At 48.1% G+C, this 18,535-nt stretch carries 18 protein-coding genes, 3 tRNA genes and 1 other RNA gene; 8 read left to right on the forward strand and 14 right to left on the reverse strand.

The features are described from left to right. Positions 1 to 39 precede the first annotated feature (39 nt). On the reverse strand, positions 40 to 1,002 hold the full coding sequence (glk, locus tag B3Z23_RS02115) for a glucokinase (RefSeq protein ID WP_294900944.1): 963 nt from the start codon (positions 1,000 to 1,002) through the stop codon (positions 40 to 42). A 280-nt stretch (positions 1,003 to 1,282) separates the two neighbouring features. After that, positions 1,283 to 2,521, reverse strand: a complete 1,239-nt coding sequence (locus B3Z23_RS02120; RefSeq protein WP_294900947.1) for an Nramp family divalent metal transporter — start codon at positions 2,519 to 2,521, stop codon at positions 1,283 to 1,285. A gap of 391 nt (positions 2,522 to 2,912) precedes the next feature. Between B3Z23_RS02120 and B3Z23_RS02125 the strand changes: the two genes are divergently transcribed. Further along, positions 2,913 to 4,103, forward strand: coding sequence for a NupC/NupG family nucleoside CNT transporter (locus B3Z23_RS02125; RefSeq protein ID WP_294900950.1), 1,191 nt, complete (start codon positions 2,913 to 2,915; stop codon positions 4,101 to 4,103). Here B3Z23_RS02125 and B3Z23_RS18710 read toward each other — a convergent pair. The 6 genes from B3Z23_RS18710 to B3Z23_RS02150 all read right to left on the reverse strand — a co-directional run bounded on the left by B3Z23_RS18710 (position 4,057) and on the right by B3Z23_RS02150 (position 6,990). Further along, on the reverse strand, positions 4,057 to 4,299 hold the full coding sequence (locus tag B3Z23_RS18710; RefSeq protein ID WP_414716446.1) for a hypothetical protein: 243 nt from the start codon (positions 4,297 to 4,299) through the stop codon (positions 4,057 to 4,059). The genes B3Z23_RS02125 and B3Z23_RS18710 overlap by 47 nt on opposite strands. Before the next feature lie 253 nt (positions 4,300 to 4,552). Next, a complete protein-coding gene (locus B3Z23_RS02130; protein WP_294900953.1) occupies positions 4,553 to 4,708 on the reverse strand; it encodes a hypothetical protein in 156 nt (51 codons plus the stop codon). Between the two features lie 97 nt (positions 4,709 to 4,805). Continuing rightward, positions 4,806 to 5,009: a hypothetical protein gene (locus B3Z23_RS02135; RefSeq protein ID WP_294900956.1), complete on the reverse strand. Its 204-nt coding sequence runs from the start codon at positions 5,007 to 5,009 to the stop codon at positions 4,806 to 4,808. A 409-nt stretch (positions 5,010 to 5,418) separates the two neighbouring features. Next, positions 5,419 to 6,570, reverse strand: coding sequence for an AI-2E family transporter (locus B3Z23_RS02140; RefSeq protein WP_294900959.1), 1,152 nt, complete (start codon positions 6,568 to 6,570; stop codon positions 5,419 to 5,421). Between the two features lie 223 nt (positions 6,571 to 6,793). Further along, positions 6,794 to 6,869: transfer RNA gene (locus B3Z23_RS02145), tRNA-Ala, on the reverse strand. A gap of 45 nt (positions 6,870 to 6,914) precedes the next feature. Beyond that, a tRNA-Ala gene (locus B3Z23_RS02150) sits at positions 6,915 to 6,990 on the reverse strand. 275 nt (positions 6,991 to 7,265) lie between these two features. On the opposite strand from B3Z23_RS02150, the gene B3Z23_RS02155 reads away from it, so the two are divergent. Further along, positions 7,266 to 7,622, forward strand: a complete 357-nt coding sequence (locus tag B3Z23_RS02155; RefSeq protein ID WP_294900962.1) for a YfeC-like transcriptional regulator — start codon at positions 7,266 to 7,268, stop codon at positions 7,620 to 7,622. Positions 7,623 to 7,670: 48 nt separating this feature from the next. Here the strand turns inward: B3Z23_RS02155 and gltX are convergent, their stop codons facing one another. Next, on the reverse strand, positions 7,671 to 9,086 hold the full coding sequence (gltX, locus tag B3Z23_RS02160; RefSeq protein ID WP_294900965.1) for a glutamate--tRNA ligase: 1,416 nt from the start codon (positions 9,084 to 9,086) through the stop codon (positions 7,671 to 7,673). 318 nt (positions 9,087 to 9,404) lie between these two features. On the opposite strand from gltX, the gene B3Z23_RS02165 reads away from it, so the two are divergent. Together B3Z23_RS02165 and B3Z23_RS02170 are read left to right on the forward strand one after the other, a co-directional pair. Further along, positions 9,405 to 9,480 (forward strand) — tRNA-Lys (locus tag B3Z23_RS02165). 44 nt (positions 9,481 to 9,524) lie between these two features. Beyond that, a non-coding RNA gene (locus tag B3Z23_RS02170) (RtT sRNA) lies at positions 9,525 to 9,645 on the forward strand. 79 nt (positions 9,646 to 9,724) lie between these two features. Here the strand turns inward: B3Z23_RS02170 and B3Z23_RS02175 are convergent. The 3 genes from B3Z23_RS02175 to B3Z23_RS02185 all read right to left on the reverse strand — a co-directional run bounded on the left by B3Z23_RS02175 (position 9,725) and on the right by B3Z23_RS02185 (position 12,459). Then, a complete protein-coding gene (locus B3Z23_RS02175; RefSeq protein WP_294900968.1) occupies positions 9,725 to 10,798 on the reverse strand; it encodes an oxidoreductase in 1,074 nt (357 codons plus the stop codon). A gap of 16 nt (positions 10,799 to 10,814) precedes the next feature. After that, positions 10,815 to 11,558 carry a DeoR/GlpR family DNA-binding transcription regulator gene (locus B3Z23_RS02180; protein ID WP_294900971.1) on the reverse strand — a complete coding sequence of 248 codons (744 nt, stop codon included), beginning with the start codon at positions 11,556 to 11,558 and terminating at the stop codon, positions 10,815 to 10,817. A gap of 433 nt (positions 11,559 to 11,991) precedes the next feature. Then, a complete protein-coding gene (locus tag B3Z23_RS02185) occupies positions 11,992 to 12,459 on the reverse strand; it encodes an Lrp/AsnC family transcriptional regulator (RefSeq protein ID WP_294900974.1) in 468 nt (155 codons plus the stop codon). Between the two features lie 111 nt (positions 12,460 to 12,570). Between B3Z23_RS02185 and B3Z23_RS02190 the strand changes: the two genes are divergently transcribed. Further along, on the forward strand, positions 12,571 to 13,194 hold the full coding sequence (locus tag B3Z23_RS02190; protein ID WP_414716447.1) for a LysE family translocator: 624 nt from the start codon (positions 12,571 to 12,573) through the stop codon (positions 13,192 to 13,194). A gap of 106 nt (positions 13,195 to 13,300) precedes the next feature. Here the strand turns inward: B3Z23_RS02190 and B3Z23_RS02195 are convergent, their stop codons facing one another. Both B3Z23_RS02195 and B3Z23_RS02200 read right to left on the reverse strand, forming a co-directional pair. Then, positions 13,301 to 13,474: a DUF1737 domain-containing protein gene (locus B3Z23_RS02195; RefSeq protein WP_349677199.1), complete on the reverse strand. Its 174-nt coding sequence runs from the start codon at positions 13,472 to 13,474 to the stop codon at positions 13,301 to 13,303. Positions 13,475 to 13,571: 97 nt separating this feature from the next. Next, entirely contained in the window at positions 13,572 to 14,489 is a 918-nt protein-coding gene (locus B3Z23_RS02200; RefSeq protein ID WP_294900980.1) for a LysR family transcriptional regulator, read from the reverse strand. A gap of 91 nt (positions 14,490 to 14,580) precedes the next feature. Here B3Z23_RS02200 and B3Z23_RS02205 point away from each other — a divergent pair, with 91 nt between their 5' ends. The 3 genes from B3Z23_RS02205 (at position 14,581) to B3Z23_RS02215 (ending at position 18,534) form a co-directional block, all read left to right on the forward strand. After that, a complete protein-coding gene (locus B3Z23_RS02205; RefSeq protein ID WP_294900983.1) occupies positions 14,581 to 15,582 on the forward strand; it encodes a bile acid:sodium symporter family protein in 1,002 nt (333 codons plus the stop codon). 244 nt (positions 15,583 to 15,826) lie between these two features. Continuing rightward, positions 15,827 to 16,969 (forward strand): HlyD family secretion protein, encoded by a 1,143-nt coding sequence (locus B3Z23_RS02210; RefSeq protein ID WP_294900987.1) that lies wholly within the window; start codon positions 15,827 to 15,829, stop codon positions 16,967 to 16,969. Continuing rightward, positions 16,966 to 18,534, forward strand: coding sequence for a DHA2 family efflux MFS transporter permease subunit (locus B3Z23_RS02215; RefSeq protein ID WP_294900990.1), 1,569 nt, complete (start codon positions 16,966 to 16,968; stop codon positions 18,532 to 18,534). Before B3Z23_RS02210 ends, B3Z23_RS02215 begins: the two co-directional genes overlap by 4 nt. Position 18,535: the final 1 nt, after the last annotated feature.

Here is an 18,535-nt window from a genome sequence, read left to right on the forward strand (position 1 = left end):
GTGTGGCAAACACCACACGGCTCAGGAATGACACAGAAATTACAGTACCATCCCCAGAGTCTGACGCATATGGGCGCCTGCCCCCAGCAGTCCGGGCTGGTCATGTGTAATCAGATAGACCGGAATGTCCTGTACGTAAGAACGGAAACGTCCTTTGTCTTCAAATGCAGCCCGAAAACCGGAAGCTTTAAAGAACTCCAGGAAACGTGGCACAATTCCCCCGGCAATATATACGCCACCGAAAGTCCCAAGGGTCAGTGCCAGATTTCCACCGAAACGCCCCATGATGACACAAAACAGTGACAGCGCACGCCGACAGTCTGTGCAGCTACCGGAGAGTGCGCGTTCGGTCACGTCCTGTGGGAGCAGTCGTTCAGGCACACGACTGTCAGAAATGACAATAGCCCGGTAGATATTTACCAGACCTTTACCTGAGAGTACCCGTTCAGCTGAAACTCTGCCACGTTCGGCACGAAGAACACTCATGATCATGTCTTCTTCTTCGGTCCCGCAGGTGAAGTCAACATGCCCACCCTCACCTGGCAAACTGACCCAGCGTTTGTTGACATGTACCAGATGGCTCACTCCCAATCCTGTCCCGGCACCATAGATAGCAATAGGTTTATCTTTCACCGGTTCACTACCACCGAACTGGATGACATCATCATTGCTTAGCATCGGGATGGCCATGGAGACCGCAGTGAAATCGTTAATCACTTCCAGATGTTCCAGCCCGAGATTCTGTTTCATCTCGCTGATAGAAAACGCCCAGCTATGATTAGTCATTTCAATCCAGTCATCTTTCACCGGACAGGCGATGGCGATACATGCACAGGTGATAGCTTGTTGATCCGCCAGATACTCACGGATAACATCTTCCAGGCTCTGATAATCATCGGTTGAAAAGGTTTTGGCCTGCGAGACGCTGCCGTCAGTCACATCACACAACGCAAGACGGGCGTTAGTTCCGCCTACATCGCCGACCAAGGCATAGTTTGTCATTCTTATGCTACTCCGCTTGGGGGTAATTAATGGTGAAGACGGGTTCGCCTTCTTCAAATCTGCTGGTCACCGGTAACCAGGTGAAATTAGTTCATCATTTTCACAGTCATCTACCATACCTCGCCTGCCAGCCAATGCACATAGGTAAGATGCTGAATAATCACTGGCAGAACCGCGCATGGCTGCAACAAAATAAAGGTATAAAACCGGAAAAAAAAACACTATATCATGGTTTCGTCTGCCGGGCGGTAACCATAGTCGCCCGGCATATAAAGGCCTGTCAGAACATCTCCGGTATCTCTCCACTCAGCACAACCACATTTAGCACAATGACCAGAACCACAATCACAATACCGGTGATATGCGTTTTTCTTTTATTGGTGAGTGCGCCCATTAATTGCCGGTTGCCGGTGAAAACCAGCAGGGGGATTAATGCCAGTGCAATACCGAAGCTCAGGAATACCTGGCTCAGAACCAGTACCCTGGTGGGGTCCATTCCGGCAAAAATAACAATAAATGATGGCAGCATCGTGACTACCCTGCGAACCCATAACGGTATAGTAAAATGAACAAAGCCTTGCATGACGACCTGCCCTGCCAAAGTCCCTACGACAGTAGAAGATAAACCGGCAGTCACGAGGCTCAGACCGAATACCAGGGCAGCAGCACTTCCCAGCAGAGGTTTCAGTGTCAGGTAAGCTTCATCAAGTTCGGTAATTCCGGTATGACCATTGAAATGGAACACGGCAGCAGCTGTGGCCATCATTGCCAGATTGACAAATCCGGCAATCGTCATAGCAATGGCGACATCGAGTTTGGTTGAGGCATAACGCTGCTTTTTACTGGCACCATCATCCTGTTGGGTCAGCGCCGAGTGGAGGTAAATGACGTGCGGCATAATGGTCGCTCCAAGTACCCCGGCGGCCAGATACAGTGCGTTAGAATCCGGCAATACAGGTAATGCCATGCCACGGAGGAGTCCGCCGGGATTAGGCTGGGAAAAAAACATTTCTGCTACATACGCCCCGGCAACAAACAACAACATTGCGCCTATCACCCACTCCAGTGGCTTCTGACCCCGGCTCTGCAACATCAGAATCAGGAAAGTTGCGACTCCGGTTATAATAGCCCCCTGCAACAGGGTAACGCCGAACAACAATTTGAAACCCAGCGCTGCGCCGATAAACTCAGCCAAATCCGTCGCCATCGCAATCAGTTCAGCCTGCACCCAGTAGAACCAGACAGCAGGGCGTGGAAAACGATCACGAATATGTTCCGCCAGATTTTTCCCGGTCGCAATCCCCAGCTTTGCTGATAACAACTGGATCAGCATAGCCATAATATTGGCCCAGACGACCACCCAAAGTAACTGATAGCCGTAACTGGCGCCTGCCTGAATATTTGTGGCGAAATTACCGGGATCGATATAGCCGATTGCCGCAATAAATGCAGGGCCCATCAACGCGAGCTTAACTTTTCTCTGCCTCTTGTTACTGTCGGCGGTCTGACCTTCTGACATCTGACATCCCCGTAATTCTCTGTGATTTCGTCACTTTACCTGTCCCGGACAGAGCCGTTAAATCGGTAATATTTATCGATTCAATAGACTATGCTAAAAAGTATAGCCATTGCTATAAATCAGTCAGCAACGTTACCTGATTAACAAAATTTGAGCAATCGCTTTTTGGAGCTTAGCAGGACGTTAACTGTACGGCCATCGGTCAGAAAAATGTCCACAACATTCCACATACCAAAAAATAACCACCGCCGCCGAAAAGTGAGTACAGAGCAACAATTTTCAGAAAATTAACGAGATCTCTTACTTATAATGGGTTTTTGCTCTCGTTTTTATATGTAACGTTTCATAGAATACATAACAAAATATAACTCTCCTCAAACTTGGAGTCTGTATGTCACAAATTTTCCATTTTATTCTGGCATTGGTGGTGGTTGCCGTACTTTGCCTGCTGGTAAGTAAGGACAGGAAAAAGATTCGCTTACGTTACGTGGCTCAGTTACTGGTGATTGAAGTGCTGCTGGCATGGTTTTTCCTCAACTCGGAAGCTGGCCTGGGTTTTGTAAAAGGGTTTGCCGCGTTTTTTGACACACTATTGAAATATGCCGCAGAAGGTACAAATTTTGTGTTCGGAGGCATGAATGACAAAGGCATGGCCTTCTTCTTCCTCAATGTTTTATGTCCTATTGTCTTTATTTCTGCTTTGATCGGTATTTTGCAGCATTTCCGAATTCTGCCGCTGGTGATACGGGCAATTGGTACCCTACTGTCCAAAATTAACGGGATGGGTAAGCTGGAATCATTTAACGCCGTCAGTTCCCTGATTCTTGGTCAGTCAGAGAACTTTATTGCGTATAAAGATATTCTGGGCAAGATGTCTAAGAACCGTATGTACACTATGGCAGCCACTGCGATGTCTACCGTTTCGATGTCCATCGTTGGCGCATATATGACTATGCTGCAACCGAAATATGTGGTTGCAGCACTGATCCTGAATATGTTCAGCACCTTTATCGTGTTATCACTGATTAACCCGTACAAAGTGGATCAGGAAGAAGATTTACAACTGAAAAACACCCATGAAGGACAGAGTTTCTTCGAAATGCTGGGCGAGTATATTATTGCCGGTTTCCGTGTCGCTATCATCGTGGCCGCCATGCTGATAGGTTTTATCGCTCTGATTTCTGCGATTAATGCTCTGTTTAGCACTATTTTTGGCATCAGCTTCCAGGGCGTGCTGGGCTATCTGTTCTATCCCTTTGCCTGGGTTATTGGTGTTCCGGCTGATGAAGCATTAAAAGTCGGCAGTGTGATGGCGACCAAACTGGTCTCTAACGAATTCGTGGCAATGATGGATTTGCAAAAAATGGCAGGACAACTCACTCCACGCTCAGAAGGCATCCTGTCGGTTTTCCTGGTCTCTTTTGCTAATTTCTCTTCTATCGGGATTGTTGCCGGTGCGATTAAAGGCTTAAGCGAAGAGCAGGGAAATGTGGTTTCACGCTTCGGACTGAAATTACTTTATGGCTCAACCCTGGTCAGCCTGCTTTCCGCTGCAATTGCCGGCCTGGTACTGGCCTGGTAACTGCCAAAAGAAATGCGGGGCTCTGGTTGCCCCGTTTTTTTTGGCTGCCATCGCCGGCTGTGCCGTTAGCGGTAAGTTGTGCAACATCCTGACCCGGCATCTCCAGCATTTCCGATGGAATTCCCCACTGCCCCCAAAACCTGGCATCGCTGTAACCAAACATGGTGACCATCGGCACATTAATGCCGGCGGCCACATGCAATGCTCCACCGTCACTGGTCAGAATTTGCAGGTATTGACATTCCGGCTATCAGTTCACGTAATCCCGCGGTATGTTCCGCGGTCACCTTAATATCGGTGCCATGCTCCAGAATCTCTCTGGCTTTCTCATCATCTCCCGGATGGCTTTTATTATCTGCCGTTCCCGGTAACCAGAACAGCAGGAACTGACACGGATGTTGTGCGGCAATTTCATGTATGAACCGGATAAATTTTTCTGTCTGTCAACGTTAACCGGGTTTACGCACACTGTTCTGAACCCCGTATACCGGTAATCCTTCGGTGGACTCGATGCGCTGACGCAATACAGAGACCTCTTCTTCTCCGTGATAGAGTTCCAGCCCGGCAGGCGGCAACGAGACTCCCGGAGGCTGCGCCAGTTGCAAAAGCGGTTCAACAATGTTTTGGAATTAAATCAGTAATGGCTGAAGGTGCCTGATTACCAACAGCGATAATTCTTTTAGCACCAGAGAATCTTGCCCACTATAAAGGCCGCTTATCCCAGTGTTCTTTGGCAATAATGACCACATCATAACCTGCACGATGCAGCTGCAACGACGTTTTTAACCGGTTAAATATCACACCGGGTGAGGACTGCCCGCTGTGACGATAGTGCAATTTACTGTACAGATGTACGGTGCCGATATGAGGATTATTCTTCAGTACCGCCTGATGATAAGTATTCACCAGTTCATCAACTGTTCCACCAAAATGTGGGCAAGGGAAGCAATCAACGAGGTAATCATGATCAAATCCCCGATATTATCTCTGCAAATAATTAATATTTTCATACCATTGCCTAAATACCATCATCTTCATCCCTCACCGGTTAACCGGCTCATAATTCAGCCCGCCAGAGCTGTAATCCGTGGTTATCAGCGGTCACCAGCCTGATAACCACGGATTACAATTTTGATTCCCTGACATTCACTGGCTTCAAATTCATCTATTTTTTATCGATACGTGCTTTATACGATGCTATAACATCAATTGCTGCAGGATATTTCAACTCCGGTGATAAAGCTGAGATTGATTGAAACGAAAAAAAAACCCATGTAAACATGGGCTTCCGACAGGCATCAGGCATTTTTGGTGGTTAGCCAGCCGTTCCCGGCTGTTCTTGTTTATTGTTCTCTTCCTGATGTTGTTTTTCCTCCTCCCCTTCAGCGATAAATCCGGCATCAAGTTGATCAGAGTTTTCTTCATTATCGCGACCAGATAACAGATTCCAGCAGGCAATAAACAGAGCCGCAATCAATGGACCGATAACAAACCCATTAATCCCAAACCATTCCATACCACCGAGAGTAGCAATCAGCACCAGATAATCCGGCATTCTGGTCTCTTTACCGACCAGTAACGGACGTAATATGTTATCTACCAGTCCGATAACCACCACAAAAAACACGACGAGAAAAATACCTTTCCACAACGGACCCGCGGCCAGAAAATAAATAGCCACAGGTACCCAGATAATTGCCGAACCAATGGCGGGCACCAATGACAGGAAAGCCATTAACGCGCCCCACAATACACTTCCCTGCACGCCAAGGAACCAAAAAGCCAGACCACCTAATGCCCCCTGAACCAGAGCCACCACTACGGTGCCTTTGACTGTCGCTTTAGATACCGCGGCCAGTTTTTTGAACAGATGATGTTTTACATAATCAGTGAGCGGTAAAGAATCCAGCATCAGGTTGATCAGATAAGAACCGTCTTTCAGGAAGAAAAACAGCAGATATAGCATGATCGCAAACCCAACGGTGAAACTGAAGGTCCCCTGGCCTATCACCAACGCACTGCCGGCAATGGTTCTGCTACCCTGCATCGCCAGTCCGGAAATCTTTTGCTGTAATTTATCAACGTTATTCAGATCATACCGGTTCAGGAAATCCTGAACAAAACCAGGCAAATGATTTAAAGCGTTGGTAATTGACGTAGTCAACGCCTGATTATTTTGCTGAATATTGTTGTACAGCTCATTACCTTCATAAGCCAGTGAAGTCATGACAATCACACAAGGAATGAACACTATCAGGCAGATTATCAGCAGAGTCAGAAAAGCAGCGAGTCCGTTCTTATCTCCCAGGGCCTTACGGATCCGGGTTTTGAGCGGATAAAACAACAGCGCGAGGATCACGCCCCAAAATATAGATGAGTAGTAAGCCTTAAGTACCATACAGAAGGCCAGTGTACTCAGAAGCAGCAGCAGTACAAAGAAACCTTCGTTAATTCCCTTCACTTTCATGGAGTGCTCCCGGCACAATTAACCTGCTGTTAAATGTAGTAAATAACCTTAATATTACAACAATTGATCGGTAAAATTTTATGAGTTGTAAGTGGGAGGAAAACTGAAGTAAACGTAGTGGTGATAGCTGATTAACAGTCGCAATCAACTATTCGTGAACAAACAGAAAATGTCGATAACAGGGTATAGAAACGAAAGGAAGTTATAAAAAATAGTGCAGAAATGGTGGAGATAAGCGGGATCGAACCGCTGACCTCTTGCATGCCATGCAAGCGCTCTCCCAGCTGAGCTATACCCCCACATCTGGAATCTTTTCGGTGCCTGAACTCTAAAACTAAAGAGTTTGGTGGAGATAAGCGGGATCGAACCGCTGACCTCTTGCATGCCATGCAAGCGCTCTCCCAGCTGAGCTATACCCCCAGGCCGAAAAGTTGTCAGGGTCAACCTGACGGACGGCATAATATGAAACCGGTCGGTAGGTGTCAACGGCAAATTACGAATCTGTGTCTGATTGCTGAAAAAGACACCATCATCGTCCACAGTCAGCCACATTCACAGGGTGAATTACCGGCATTCACCACAAAAAAGGTGAAACGGCACATAGCAGTCGAGTGAAAATCTTTTCTTTTTTTAAGGTTCACGTTACCTTTCATTGTAAAATGCCATTGTTACATTAACCACGAAAGGGAAATACCGTGAAAAAGGAATGGATGACTCCGGAAGAATTGGCGCTGGAAACAGGTTACAGCCGCCAGACAATTAATAAATGGATTAAACGTGAAGGCTGGTCAACACTACCGAAACCTGGCGTACAGGGTGGTAAAGCCCGGCTTATTCATATCGACGAAAATGTCACTTCGTTTCTGCATGCTATCCGCCATGTTGCCGAACCGAGTGGCCAGTATTTTGCGGCCAATGACACTCTTGCCAGCTTGTTATTAAGCAGCATCAGTCAGATGAATACCCATGAAAAAGATCAGTTCAGTGCTTTGTTGTTACGTGAAGGAATTAAAGGAGTGCTGAAACGGCTGGAAATTGATGCACGGGAATAGAAAACACCGGAGCCCGCAGGCTCCCGGTGCCAAGCCGCAGACGGCTTGTTATGACTGTGCTTCGCGTTCGCTGATATAGTTCAGTGCCTTACCGATGCGTTCGATACTACGTTTACGACCAATTGCAGTCACCGTGACATCCAGTGCCGGTGACTGTCCTGCACCTGTAACCGCAACACGTAACGGCATGCCTACTTTTCCCATACCTACCTCTAACTGGGTGGCAGTATCCTGAATCGCCTGATGCACATTTTCAGCGGTCCAGTCGGTTACTGCTGCCAGTTTCTCAGCCACCAACTCCAGAGGCTGACGGGCGACAGGTCGCAGATGTTTTTTCGCTGCATCTGCGTCAAACTCATCAAAGTCTTCATAGAAGTAACGGCAGCTTTCGGCCATTTCTTTGAGTGTTTTACAACGTTCACCCAGCAATTTCACTAGTTCAGCCAGTTCAGGGCCGGTGCTGGTGTCAATATTCTGCTGCTCAATATGCCATTGCAGTTGAGTCGCCACATATTCAGCCGGCAGGTTGTTAATATAGTGATGGTTCAGCCACTGAAGTTTTTCGGTATTGAACGCACTGGCCGATTTGCTCACTGATTCCAGACGGAATAACTCAGTCATTTCTGCAATGGAAAAGATTTCCTGGTCACCATGAGCCCATCCCATACGCACCAGATAATTGAGTAAGGCTTCCGGCAGATAGCCGTCATCACGATATTGCATCACCCCTACCGCGCCATGACGCTTGGACAACTTCTTACCGTCGTCTCCAAGAATCATTGAGACATGTGCGTACACTGGTACCTGAGCACCAATCGCTTTCAATATATTTATCTGACGCGGGGTATTGTTGATATGGTCTTCACCACGAATCACATGGGTAATCTGCATATCCCAGTCATCAATGACGACACAGAAATTATAGGTCGGTGAACCATCGGTACGGCGAATGATTAAATCATCCAGTTCCTGGTTGCTAAATTCGATCGGCCCGCGAATTTGATCATCAAAGATAACCGACCCTTCCTGTGGGTTACGAAAGCGCACCACACAAGGTTCACCATCACTGTGATGTTCATGGCTGTCACGGCAATGACCGTCATAACGTGGTTTTTCACCGTTTTCCATCTGTTGCTCACGCAACGCGTCCAGCCTCTCTTTTGAGCAATAGCATTTATACGCAGTGCCCGCGTCCAGCATCTCATCGATCACCTGGTTATAGCGGTCAAAACGTTTGGTCTGGTAATAAGGACCCTCATCCCAGTCGAGACTCAGCCAGTTCATACCGTCCATAATTGCTTCTATCGCTTCCGGGGTTGAACGTTCCAGGTCGGTATCTTCAATACGCAGAACAAATTCACCTTTATTGTGGCGGGCATATAACCAGGAATAAAGGGCAGTACGTGCACCACCGACATGGAGATAGCCGGTAGGGCTTGGCGCAAAACGAGTCTTAATCTTCATTAAACATTGCCTTAGGACGCGGGTTTTCGATCACAAACGCCAAAAACCAGAAAAAAAAGCGGAATTCAGTGGCTTCATTTTAACACCTGGCAGTGAATCCTCAATCATTGCTCGCAGTATCGGCGCGTTTAATCTTTTCATTCCGGTAAAAAAATAAACATTCTGCCTGAAAACCCCGCATGATGGCTAAATTTAAGACGAACAAACATTTTCCTCAGAAAAATCGTTGACTCATATTCAACTATCCCTATAATGCGACTCCACACAGCGGGGGTGATTAGCTCAGTTGGTAGNNGAACCCGTCATCACCCACCACTCGGGTCGTTAGCTCAGTTGGTAGAGCAGTTGACTTTTAATCAATTGGTCGCAGGTTCGAATCCTGCACGACCCACCAATTCAGAAAAGAGCACCCTTCAGGGTGCTTTTTTCGTTTCTGGGCACAGAAATAAAACGTGCAGGATGAGAACCTGCCGCAGGTTCGGGTCGAACGCAGTGAGACAACGTTGTTTAACAACGGCCCGCAGGGCGAGCGAAGCGAGTCATCCTGCACGACCCACCCATTCAGAAAAGAGCACCCCGTTGTTATAAACAGCGGTGTGCTTTTTTCGTTTCAGAGTTCAGCCCGTCAGCATTGAGAGTTAGTTTTTATGAAACTCTGCCACTTCATCTTCAGTTAACCCCACCTTCTGCACAGTACCTGTGTCAGATGATTTCACAGCAGCTTCCAGTACCGCCATCACAGCAATCGCCTGAACCGGCGATACCGGATTAGCTTTTCCGTGGCTTAATGCATCATAAACCTGAAGATAGTACTGACGCTGATCTCCCCGCGGAGTTTGTACCCTGGTTTTTTGTTGATGGCCATCAAAAACAACCAGGTCATCACCGTCATTCCCCCACTCCTCAGAACCCGGGAATATGCCTGCAATTAGCTGTTTCTCCTGCTGATCCGCATTTTGTTTAATCAGACTGCCTCTATCACCGTGCACCGTAAAACGAGACACACCTCCGGCAGCGAGCATTGAGGCATGAAGAATGACCTTATGCCCGGGATAGCTCAGGGTGACATGAGCCCAGTCATTAATGCTGGCGCCCGGACGCAGAATGGCTAAATCGCCGGAGACAGAGTCGGGTAAGCCGAAAATCTGTAAAGCCTGATCAACAATATGGGGGCCGATATCAAACCATAATCCACTGCCGGGTAAATCCTGCTCTCTCCAACGGTCACGCACTTCCGGACGGAACCGGTCTATATGAGATTCGAAGTGCTTCACCTGACCAATCATTCCGGAATCGATCGCCTTTCGGATGCCGAGGAAATCACTATCCCAGCGTCTGTTCTGAAAGACTGAGAGCAGTAATTTTTTTTCTTTAGCCAGAAGGGCCAGAGCCCTGGCTTCATCCAGGTTTAGCGTAAAAGGTTTATCAACCACCACATGTTTACCCGCGTTCAGTGCCATCTTTGCCAGCGGTGCGTGCGTATCATTCGGCGATGCGATAACGACCAGATCAACCTCAGGATCTTTGATGACCGCTTCTGCTTTAGCAACGACCTTAACAGCGGGTAAGTCTTTTTTGACTTTATCCTCACTGCCGGATGAAACCACGAGAAGGTGTAACCCCGGAACTGAAGCAATCAAAGGTGCATGAAATGTCTTACCTACGAATCCATAGCCAATCAGTGCAACGTTGATGTCTCTTTTGGTCGTCATTGCTTTCTCCATACCATTAATTGTTTGAGATACTGACCTGAGTCGAACCTGCCCCTTCAAACTCATTCCACGGAGAATTCAAAAAAAGCTGTTGAATCTCCGTGAGTTGAGCGACCAGATAAGGCTCGCATCGGTTGAGCTTCATATGATCGGCCACCACCCAGTGCTCACTGCTGGCCGCCAACATTGCGCGTTTGACCTCTGCATCCCCCTCCTGACTGGCACTCAGTCCGAACTCAGCATGCAACGCACATGCGCCTAAAATAGCAATGTCTGCACGGTATTTTTCCAGCAGTGTCAGTGTGGCACTGCCTGAAAATAAGCGTTGTTGTTTGTCCCATTGCCCACCCAAAACAATCAGATCAATATCAGGTTTGTCACTAAGGTGATACGCGATATCCAGTGATGAGGTAATTACCGTCGCAGGTCCTTTCAGCATTGATGCCACGGCGAATATTGTGCTGCCCGCATCGAGGAATAGTGTCGACCCTGCAGGAATTTTATCTGCAACATAGCTTCCCAGATTTGCCTTGACCGTCGGAATCAGCACACTTCGTTCATGCCGGCTCATCGCGGAAAGATCAAGAGCCACGGCCCCGCCATGATTTTTCTGAGCGAGACCTTTCTTTTCAAGTTCTGCCAGGTCACGTCGCACAGTATCTGCGGAAACCTGAAGTTGCTCCACTAACTGGCGAATCCCCACCTGCCCCTCTCTGAGAAGCAGTTCCATAAGTAACTTCTGCCTGGCTGTTTTATGCATAGATAAACCAAAAACCGCAAAATATCGCAATAAAGATCATAATACAGCAAAAATATTTATCCACTACCTGATCTTACAAGTTCATCGCACGGGGTGATATCTGCCACGACGCAATACTAAGGTTAAATCAGGCTGGAAACCGCGATATGAGGGGGTTGCTTGCATAGCGGAGTGAAGTCATGGTGATCGCAGAATGTTTCAGGCCAACACACGGATACCGTGAGTCCTACCAGGACCGTGTTATCGCCCTTCATTCAGCGGTTTAAAAATCTTTCCCTGATAAAGGGCAGGCTGGTAAGCGCCAGGGGATCGGTAAACCACCCCGGTGCACAGTACCAATGCTGGAAACTGAGATGATGATTCTAATCGCAACCTGACAGAGAGTGACAAAGTACCTGACAAACTATCTGGAAGGTCACCGGACATTGCAGCTTTACCATGTAACAACCCCTAACGGATAAGGCCGATCCTGGACCACTGTTTTCATCACTAATGTTGAGCGAAGGTGCAGAACACCAGGCATTGCTGACAACCTGCCATCATATAATTGCCGAAAAGCGGCAAGATCAGTAGTCACAACCTGCATCATATAATCCGGGTCACCAAACAGACGCTGCGCCAGGATAATCTGCGGAATATCTGCTACCGCCCGTTCAAAGGTCTCGACCGCTTTTTTATCTCCTTCCTTTAATGTGACGAACACAATAGCGACAAAGTTAAAACCCATCTTACCTGGATCAAGGTCTGCCCGATAGCCAGTAATGACCCCGTCCTGCTCGAGGGCTCTGACCCGGCGATGGCATGGCGAGAGACTCAAATTCACTCTGTCAGCCAGTTCGGTCAAAGAAAGACGACCATCCAACTGAAGCTCAGCAAGAATCTTTCTGTCTGTGGTATCCAATGAGGTTTTTCCTTCCTGTAATTAGATGATTTAGGGGTAATTATAAAAATCAATCCCCGTCGGACAAGCGTATTCTTCTACTGAGTGTAAATCATAAACGGAGATAATGCGGTGAATTCAGAAATGGTTTTGGGATTTTGGATGATTTCGTTACTCCTGAGTCTCACCCCCGGAGCAGACTGGGCATATGTTATTGCCTCTGGCATTGACAGTCGTAAAATTACAGCAGCTGTCTGCGGGCTAATGTCCGGGCATTTTCTGGCGCTAGTCATTGTGATCGCTGGTGTGGGAGGCATGGTCGCCAGCCACCCTGCCGTGCTCAATACATTGACCCTCGCGGGGTCTGCCTACTTGTTTTGGCTGGGCTATAACGTGTTACATCAGCCGGCAGATATCACCAGCACAACATCATCCGTCAGGCAGACACAACGGCAATGGGCTACCAGGGGATTGTGTATCAGCGGCCTGAACCCCAAAGTGTTTCTGTTATTTCTCGCACTACTGCCGCAATTTATCAGGGCTGACGGGCAGTGGCCGGTCAGTCTGCAACTGATGTTACTGGGAGGGCTACATCTTGTGAGTTGTTCATCAATCTATTTCGGCGTGGGTTACACCGCCAGAGGGTTGTTATCGACACGCCCACAGGCAGCGCGCATAGTCAGTAAAATTTCAGGCGGAACAATGATAGTCGTATCACTGATATTACTGGCTGAACAATTACATTCTTTAAGTTGACAGTTAATGCCTGTTTTTGCCGGACATTAAGGTAAAAGGAATTTCCTGCATCACAGAGAAAATCACTCCGGCAGGTTAAGGAATGCTCTGCTATCTGTAATACGGATCACTGCCTGTGCTGCAATGACTGTTTTCTTCTCCGGGTCATAAGTGACCGGGGTGAACCATACCGCTGATAATCTTTATTCAGTACCTCACTGACTCTGCGGCAGAAACCTGCACCATCAGGCCCCGTCAGTAACCGGTAAACGGGCAAATCATCATTCATTTTCTGGTTCATCGCTTATCTCAATCTCAGACAAAAGTTTAATCCCCGTCTCAGTATTACAGATAATCACGTCACTGACTGCTGCTCCGCACTTATTTCTCGCCACGGATTACCTGTCCGGTAACAGCCTGCTTTGCTGGCTTAAAAGTTTTGCCTGATCGCTGACCAGTTGCCAGATAGCTTCTGCCGCCGGACTCAGAGAACGGTTCTTCCTGCGGATTAGCATTAACGTACGGTGCTCTTCAGGATAAATACGCCGCACCTGTAATGCGCTGCCGGAAGGTAGGGGTAACGCCAGACCCGGTAAAATGCTGATACCAATACCGGCCTCCACCATAGGATAGAGGGTAACGGGGTGACCCACCTGCTGAATGACTTCCGGAGTCACCTGTTGTTGCTGGAAAATACGATCCACCAACGCGCGGCTACCCGAAGCATAATCCTGCAAAACCATACGCCGGCCTTGCAGATGCTGCCATTCCACTCTTTCCACCCGATTTAGCGGATCATCCTGACGGCAGAGCAGCAGAAAGGGGTCATACAATACTGGCTGTGACTCAAACTCCCCGACCTGTGGCTCAATGACAATACCAAAATCTACCGTCGCATTGAGCACACTGTGTAGCACTGATTGCTGAACACTGTCCTGCAACATCAGACGAATTTCCGGATAACAGATCTGGGCCTCAGCCAGACATAATGGCATTAGCCGCGCTGAAATAGTCTGACTGGCAGCCAGCCTCACGGTACCGCTACGATTTCCGCCATAACGTCGTAACTCCAGTAGCGTGCTGTTAAGTTCCTCAAGTTGCACCGTCAGACGTGAAGCAAGCCGCTGTCCCGCATGAGTCAGCACGACTTCCCGCGTGGTTCTGTCCAGAAGTTTCACTCCTATCTCAGCTTCCAGTTCTTTAATACTGTGACTGACCGCAGACTGACTCAAACCAATAACCTGTCCTGCCAGGCTAAAACTGCGCTGACTGGCTACGGCGGCAAACACTCTTAACTGACGTAAGGTATAATTCATGCATTAAATTCATATATAGATTTAATAAATCAATTTTATTTCTAAGCCCTGATCCAGCACAATCTTTTTTTTTTCAGACCGGAAACTACCGATGGGCATCTTTCGTCTCGATCCGATGATGATCAAACTGATTATTACTGTACTGCTTGCCACCTTTCTGCCAGCAAAAGGGATTTTTGTTCCTTTTTTCGAATGGCTGACCACTGCCGCCATTGCCCTGCTATTCTTTATGCATGGCGCCAAACTATCCCGTGATAAAATTATCGCCGGCAGCAGCCACTGGCGGCTTCATCTGTGGATCTTATTCAGTACATTTGTCATGTTCCCGATCCTCGGTTTGCTGTTGGTATGGTGGCATCCGGTCGATGTATCTCCGGAAATCTATACCGGTTTTATTTATCTGTGCATTCTGCCGGCAACCGTGCAGTCGTCCATTGCATTTACTTCACTGGCGGGAGGAAATGTCGCCGCCGCTGTGTGTAGTGCCTCAGCGTCGAGCCTGCTGGGAGTGTTTATCTCTCCGCTGCTGGTTAATCTGGTGATGAATGTTCATAGCAGCATGCCTGGTAATGGTCTGGAGCAGATTGGAAAAATCATGCTGCAACTGCTGGTACCATTCCTGATCGGCCATTTTTCACGACGCTGGATTGCCGGATGGGTCGAAAAACACCGTAGTCTGATTGGTAAAACCGACCAGACATCGATACTGCTGGTTGTTTATTCTGCCTTCAGTGAAGCTGTAGTCAATGGTATCTGGCACCGGGTCGGAGTCAGCACATTGCTGTGGATTATTGCCGGTAGCTTGTTGCTGTTATCGATAGTACTGTTGATCAACGTCATCGTTGCCCGCGCTTGTGGTTTTAGCCGCCCTGATGAAATCACTATCCTGTTTTGTGGCTCAAAAAAGAGTCTGGCCAACGGTGTGCCTATGGCCAATATTTTATTCCCGGCCAGTGCCGTCGGTATCATTGTGCTGCCTCTGATGGTATTTCATCAGGTTCAGTTGATGACGTGCTCCTATATTGCTCAGCGTTATCAGAAAAAAAATCAGCAGCAACCATCCGTTACCGCTAAAGCTTCTGAAAGTCAGTAGACACCCGTCTGAGGCAGCACCAGTGCTGTCTCAGCAACCCTGATCTCTGTTATTCCCCGGCTCTCTCGTCACTATACCTAACAGATTGTCACGCACACGACATTTCTTCCTGTTGATTTTTCTGAAGCTTATGACAATGATTAAATGATTGTTATGGCAATACATCAGCCCGGATCATCCATACCAAAAAAACTAACTGAGCACTCAACGGGTTGTACCTTCACCTTTAATGGCAGGAACAGATATGAATCAACAGACACATGAGGATGACTCACAGCAGTCATCGGAAGAATCTTCTGCGCACGCCGAACAAACTCAGGCTAAAGGTACTGAAGCAGAAGAAGAACGTAAGCGACCGGGCAAAAAACCCCTCATCATTCTGGTCATTATTGTCATCATTGTCGTGATTACAGCCATTGTTTACTGGCTGATGAACCGCGGTCTGGAAACTACAGATGACGCATTTACTGACGGTAATGCTGCCATTATTTCACCTAAAACTTCCGGATATATCGTCCGGTTACTGGTCAATGATAACCAGAGAGTCAATAAAGGTGATTTGCTGGCAGTAATTGATCCGCAAGATGCCACTGCTCAACGGGCGCAGGCGCAGGCGCAGCTTGGGCTGGCAATCGCTCAACTTCATCAGGCAGAAGCTCAGCTGGCGCTGTCAAAAGTTCAGTACCCTGCCCAGCGAGATCAGGCATTAGCGCGCCAGGCCCAGGCCCGTGCTCAGTTACAAAATGCGCAAGCCGCTTATCGCCGTCAACATGGGGTTGATCCAAAAGCGACGACTCAGAGCAATATCGACAGTGCTACCGCTCAGTGGCGCTCAGCTCAGGCTGAATATCAGAATGCTACCGCTCAGGTAGAAATCGCATCTCAGGTTGCTTTACAGATTCGTCAGCAGGAAACTAATGTTGAAGCCCGTCAACAGCAAGTGAGTCAGGCAGAGGCTCAACTGGAAACTGCGAATCTGAATCTTTCCTATACCAGGGTGACTGCCCCCTATAGTGGATATATTACCAAGCGTAATATCGAGTTGGGCAGTCTGGTTCAGGCCGGAAGTTCTCTGTTCTCACTGGTATCACCGAACATCTGGGTCACCGCCAACTTCAAAGAATCACAACTCGAGTATATGAAGCCGGGGGATCACGTCAGCATCAGCGTTGACGCCTATCCTGACCTGAAACTTGAAGGGCATGTAGACAGTATTCAGATGGGATCAGGCTCGCATTTCTCAGCCTTCCCTGCAGAAAATGCCACCGGTAACTTTGTAAAAATTGTCCAGCGTGTGCCTGTTAAAATTGTGATTGATAAGGGACTGGACCCGAACCATCCGTTGCCGCTGGGATTATCCGTTGAACCAGAGGTCACAGTGAAATGAGTGCCTCAGAGAGCTGGAGGCCGTCCAGTAACCCCTGGCTGGTCGCCCTGACGGTGACGCTGGCGGTTTTTATGGAAGTGCTGGATACCACTATCGTCAACGTCGCCCTGCCTCATGTCGCAGGGTCACTCTCTTCAAGTTATGATGAGTCTACCTGGGTTCTGACGTCGTACCTCGTGGCAAACGGTATTGTACTGCCTATTTCGGCCTTTCTGAGCCGCTACTTTGGCAGGAAAAATTACTTCCTGCTGTGTATTGTCATGTTTACTTTGTGCTCATTCCTGTGCGGTATTGCTACAGAACTGTGGCAGTTAATTCTGTTCCGCATTCTACAGGGATTTTTTGGTGGAGGTCTCCAGCCAGTTCAACAATCTGTACTACTCGATTATTTTAGTAAAAAGGACCGTGGTAAAGCGTTTGGTTTATCTTCCATCGCGATTATTGTCGCTCCGGTGATTGGCCCGACACTGGGTGGCTGGATCACTGATAACTATAGCTGGCGCTGGATCTTTTTTATTAACATACCTGTTGGCATTATGACTGCACTGGCGATTTACCAGTTGCTGGAAGATCCGCCGTGGGAGAAAAAATCGGCTGGGCGAATGAAAGTCGATTATATCGGGATCAGCCTGATCACTTTAGGGCTTGGTTGCCTGCAGGTATTCCTTGACCGCGGAGAAGATGAAGACTGGTTTAATTCAAACTTCATCATTTTGTTCGCAACACTCGCGGCAATTGGTATTGTCGGCGCGATTTACTGGTTAATGTACGCAAAAAAACCCGTCGTAGATATTCTGGTGATGCGTGACCGGAATTTCTGGGTGTCTGGTCTGTTGATGGCGGGCATGGCCTTCATTCTTTATGGTAGTTCGGTGGTCATTCCGCAACTGGCCCAGCAGGATCTCGGCTACACCGCCACACTGGCCGGACTGGTACTTACCCCCGGAGCCATCTGTATTATTCTGACCATTCCTCTGGTTCTCCGACTGATGCCGGTAGTGCAGACACGTTTTATCATTATGTTTGGTTTTATGTGTCTGACTGCTTCGTTCTATTTCTCGGCCCTTCACCTGACTCCGGACCTTGATTTTGGAGCATTGGTATTTATGCGCAGTTTTCAGTCGATAGGTCTTGGGTTCCTGTTTGTGCCGCTGACGACTATTGCCTTTATCACCATACCTCAACGTCTGAATGGTGATGCTTCGGCACTGTTCACGATGTTCAGAAACGTAGCGGGTTCGATAGGTATTTCGCTATCCACTGCAGCCATTACGGAGCGCCAGCAAGCCCGGTCCGCTGACTTATCGGTCCATATGAGTACCCTTGATCAGCCGTTTAATCAGGCAGTTACCCAGATGACTGACGCTGTTAAAAACTTTACCAGTATTGCCGGGGATGCCGGTTCAGTGGCAATGGGGCAACTGTATAAACAAATGATAAGCCAGGCGCGTTTTCTGGCCTATGTTGATGTTTTCTCCGGGCTTTGCCTTATCGGGCTGGTAATGATTCCATTCTGTCTGTTGCTCTCCCCGGTCAAGAGCGAAGGCAGTGCCGGAGGCCATTAAA

This window comes from Tatumella sp. UBA2305 (assembly GCF_002345795.1).
GTDB lineage: Bacteria > Pseudomonadota > Gammaproteobacteria > Enterobacterales > Enterobacteriaceae > Tatumella > Tatumella morbirosei.

Coding starts and splice junctions, on each gene's coding strand:
- glk (WP_294900944.1), bottom strand. CDS start 1,002: ATGACAAACTATGCCTTGGTCGGCGATGTAGGCGGAACTAACGCCCGT.
- B3Z23_RS02120 (WP_294900947.1), bottom strand. CDS start 2,521: ATGTCAGAAGGTCAGACCGCCGACAGTAACAAGAGGCAGAGAAAAGTT.
- B3Z23_RS02125 (WP_294900950.1), top strand. CDS start 2,913: ATGTCACAAATTTTCCATTTTATTCTGGCATTGGTGGTGGTTGCCGTA.
- B3Z23_RS02140 (WP_294900959.1), bottom strand. CDS start 6,570: ATGAAAGTGAAGGGAATTAACGAAGGTTTCTTTGTACTGCTGCTGCTT.
- gltX (WP_294900965.1), bottom strand. CDS start 9,086: ATGAAGATTAAGACTCGTTTTGCGCCAAGCCCTACCGGCTATCTCCAT.
- B3Z23_RS02175 (WP_294900968.1), bottom strand. CDS start 10,798: ATGACGACCAAAAGAGACATCAACGTTGCACTGATTGGCTATGGATTC.
- B3Z23_RS02180 (WP_294900971.1), bottom strand. CDS start 11,558: ATGCATAAAACAGCCAGGCAGAAGTTACTTATGGAACTGCTTCTCAGA.
- B3Z23_RS02195 (WP_349677199.1), bottom strand. CDS start 13,474: ATGAACCAGAAAATGAATGATGATTTGCCCGTTTACCGGTTACTGACG.
- B3Z23_RS02200 (WP_294900980.1), bottom strand. CDS start 14,489: ATGAATTATACCTTACGTCAGTTAAGAGTGTTTGCCGCCGTAGCCAGT.
- B3Z23_RS02205 (WP_294900983.1), top strand. CDS start 14,581: ATGGGCATCTTTCGTCTCGATCCGATGATGATCAAACTGATTATTACT.
- B3Z23_RS02210 (WP_294900987.1), top strand. CDS start 15,827: ATGAATCAACAGACACATGAGGATGACTCACAGCAGTCATCGGAAGAA.
- B3Z23_RS02215 (WP_294900990.1), top strand. CDS start 16,966: ATGAGTGCCTCAGAGAGCTGGAGGCCGTCCAGTAACCCCTGGCTGGTC.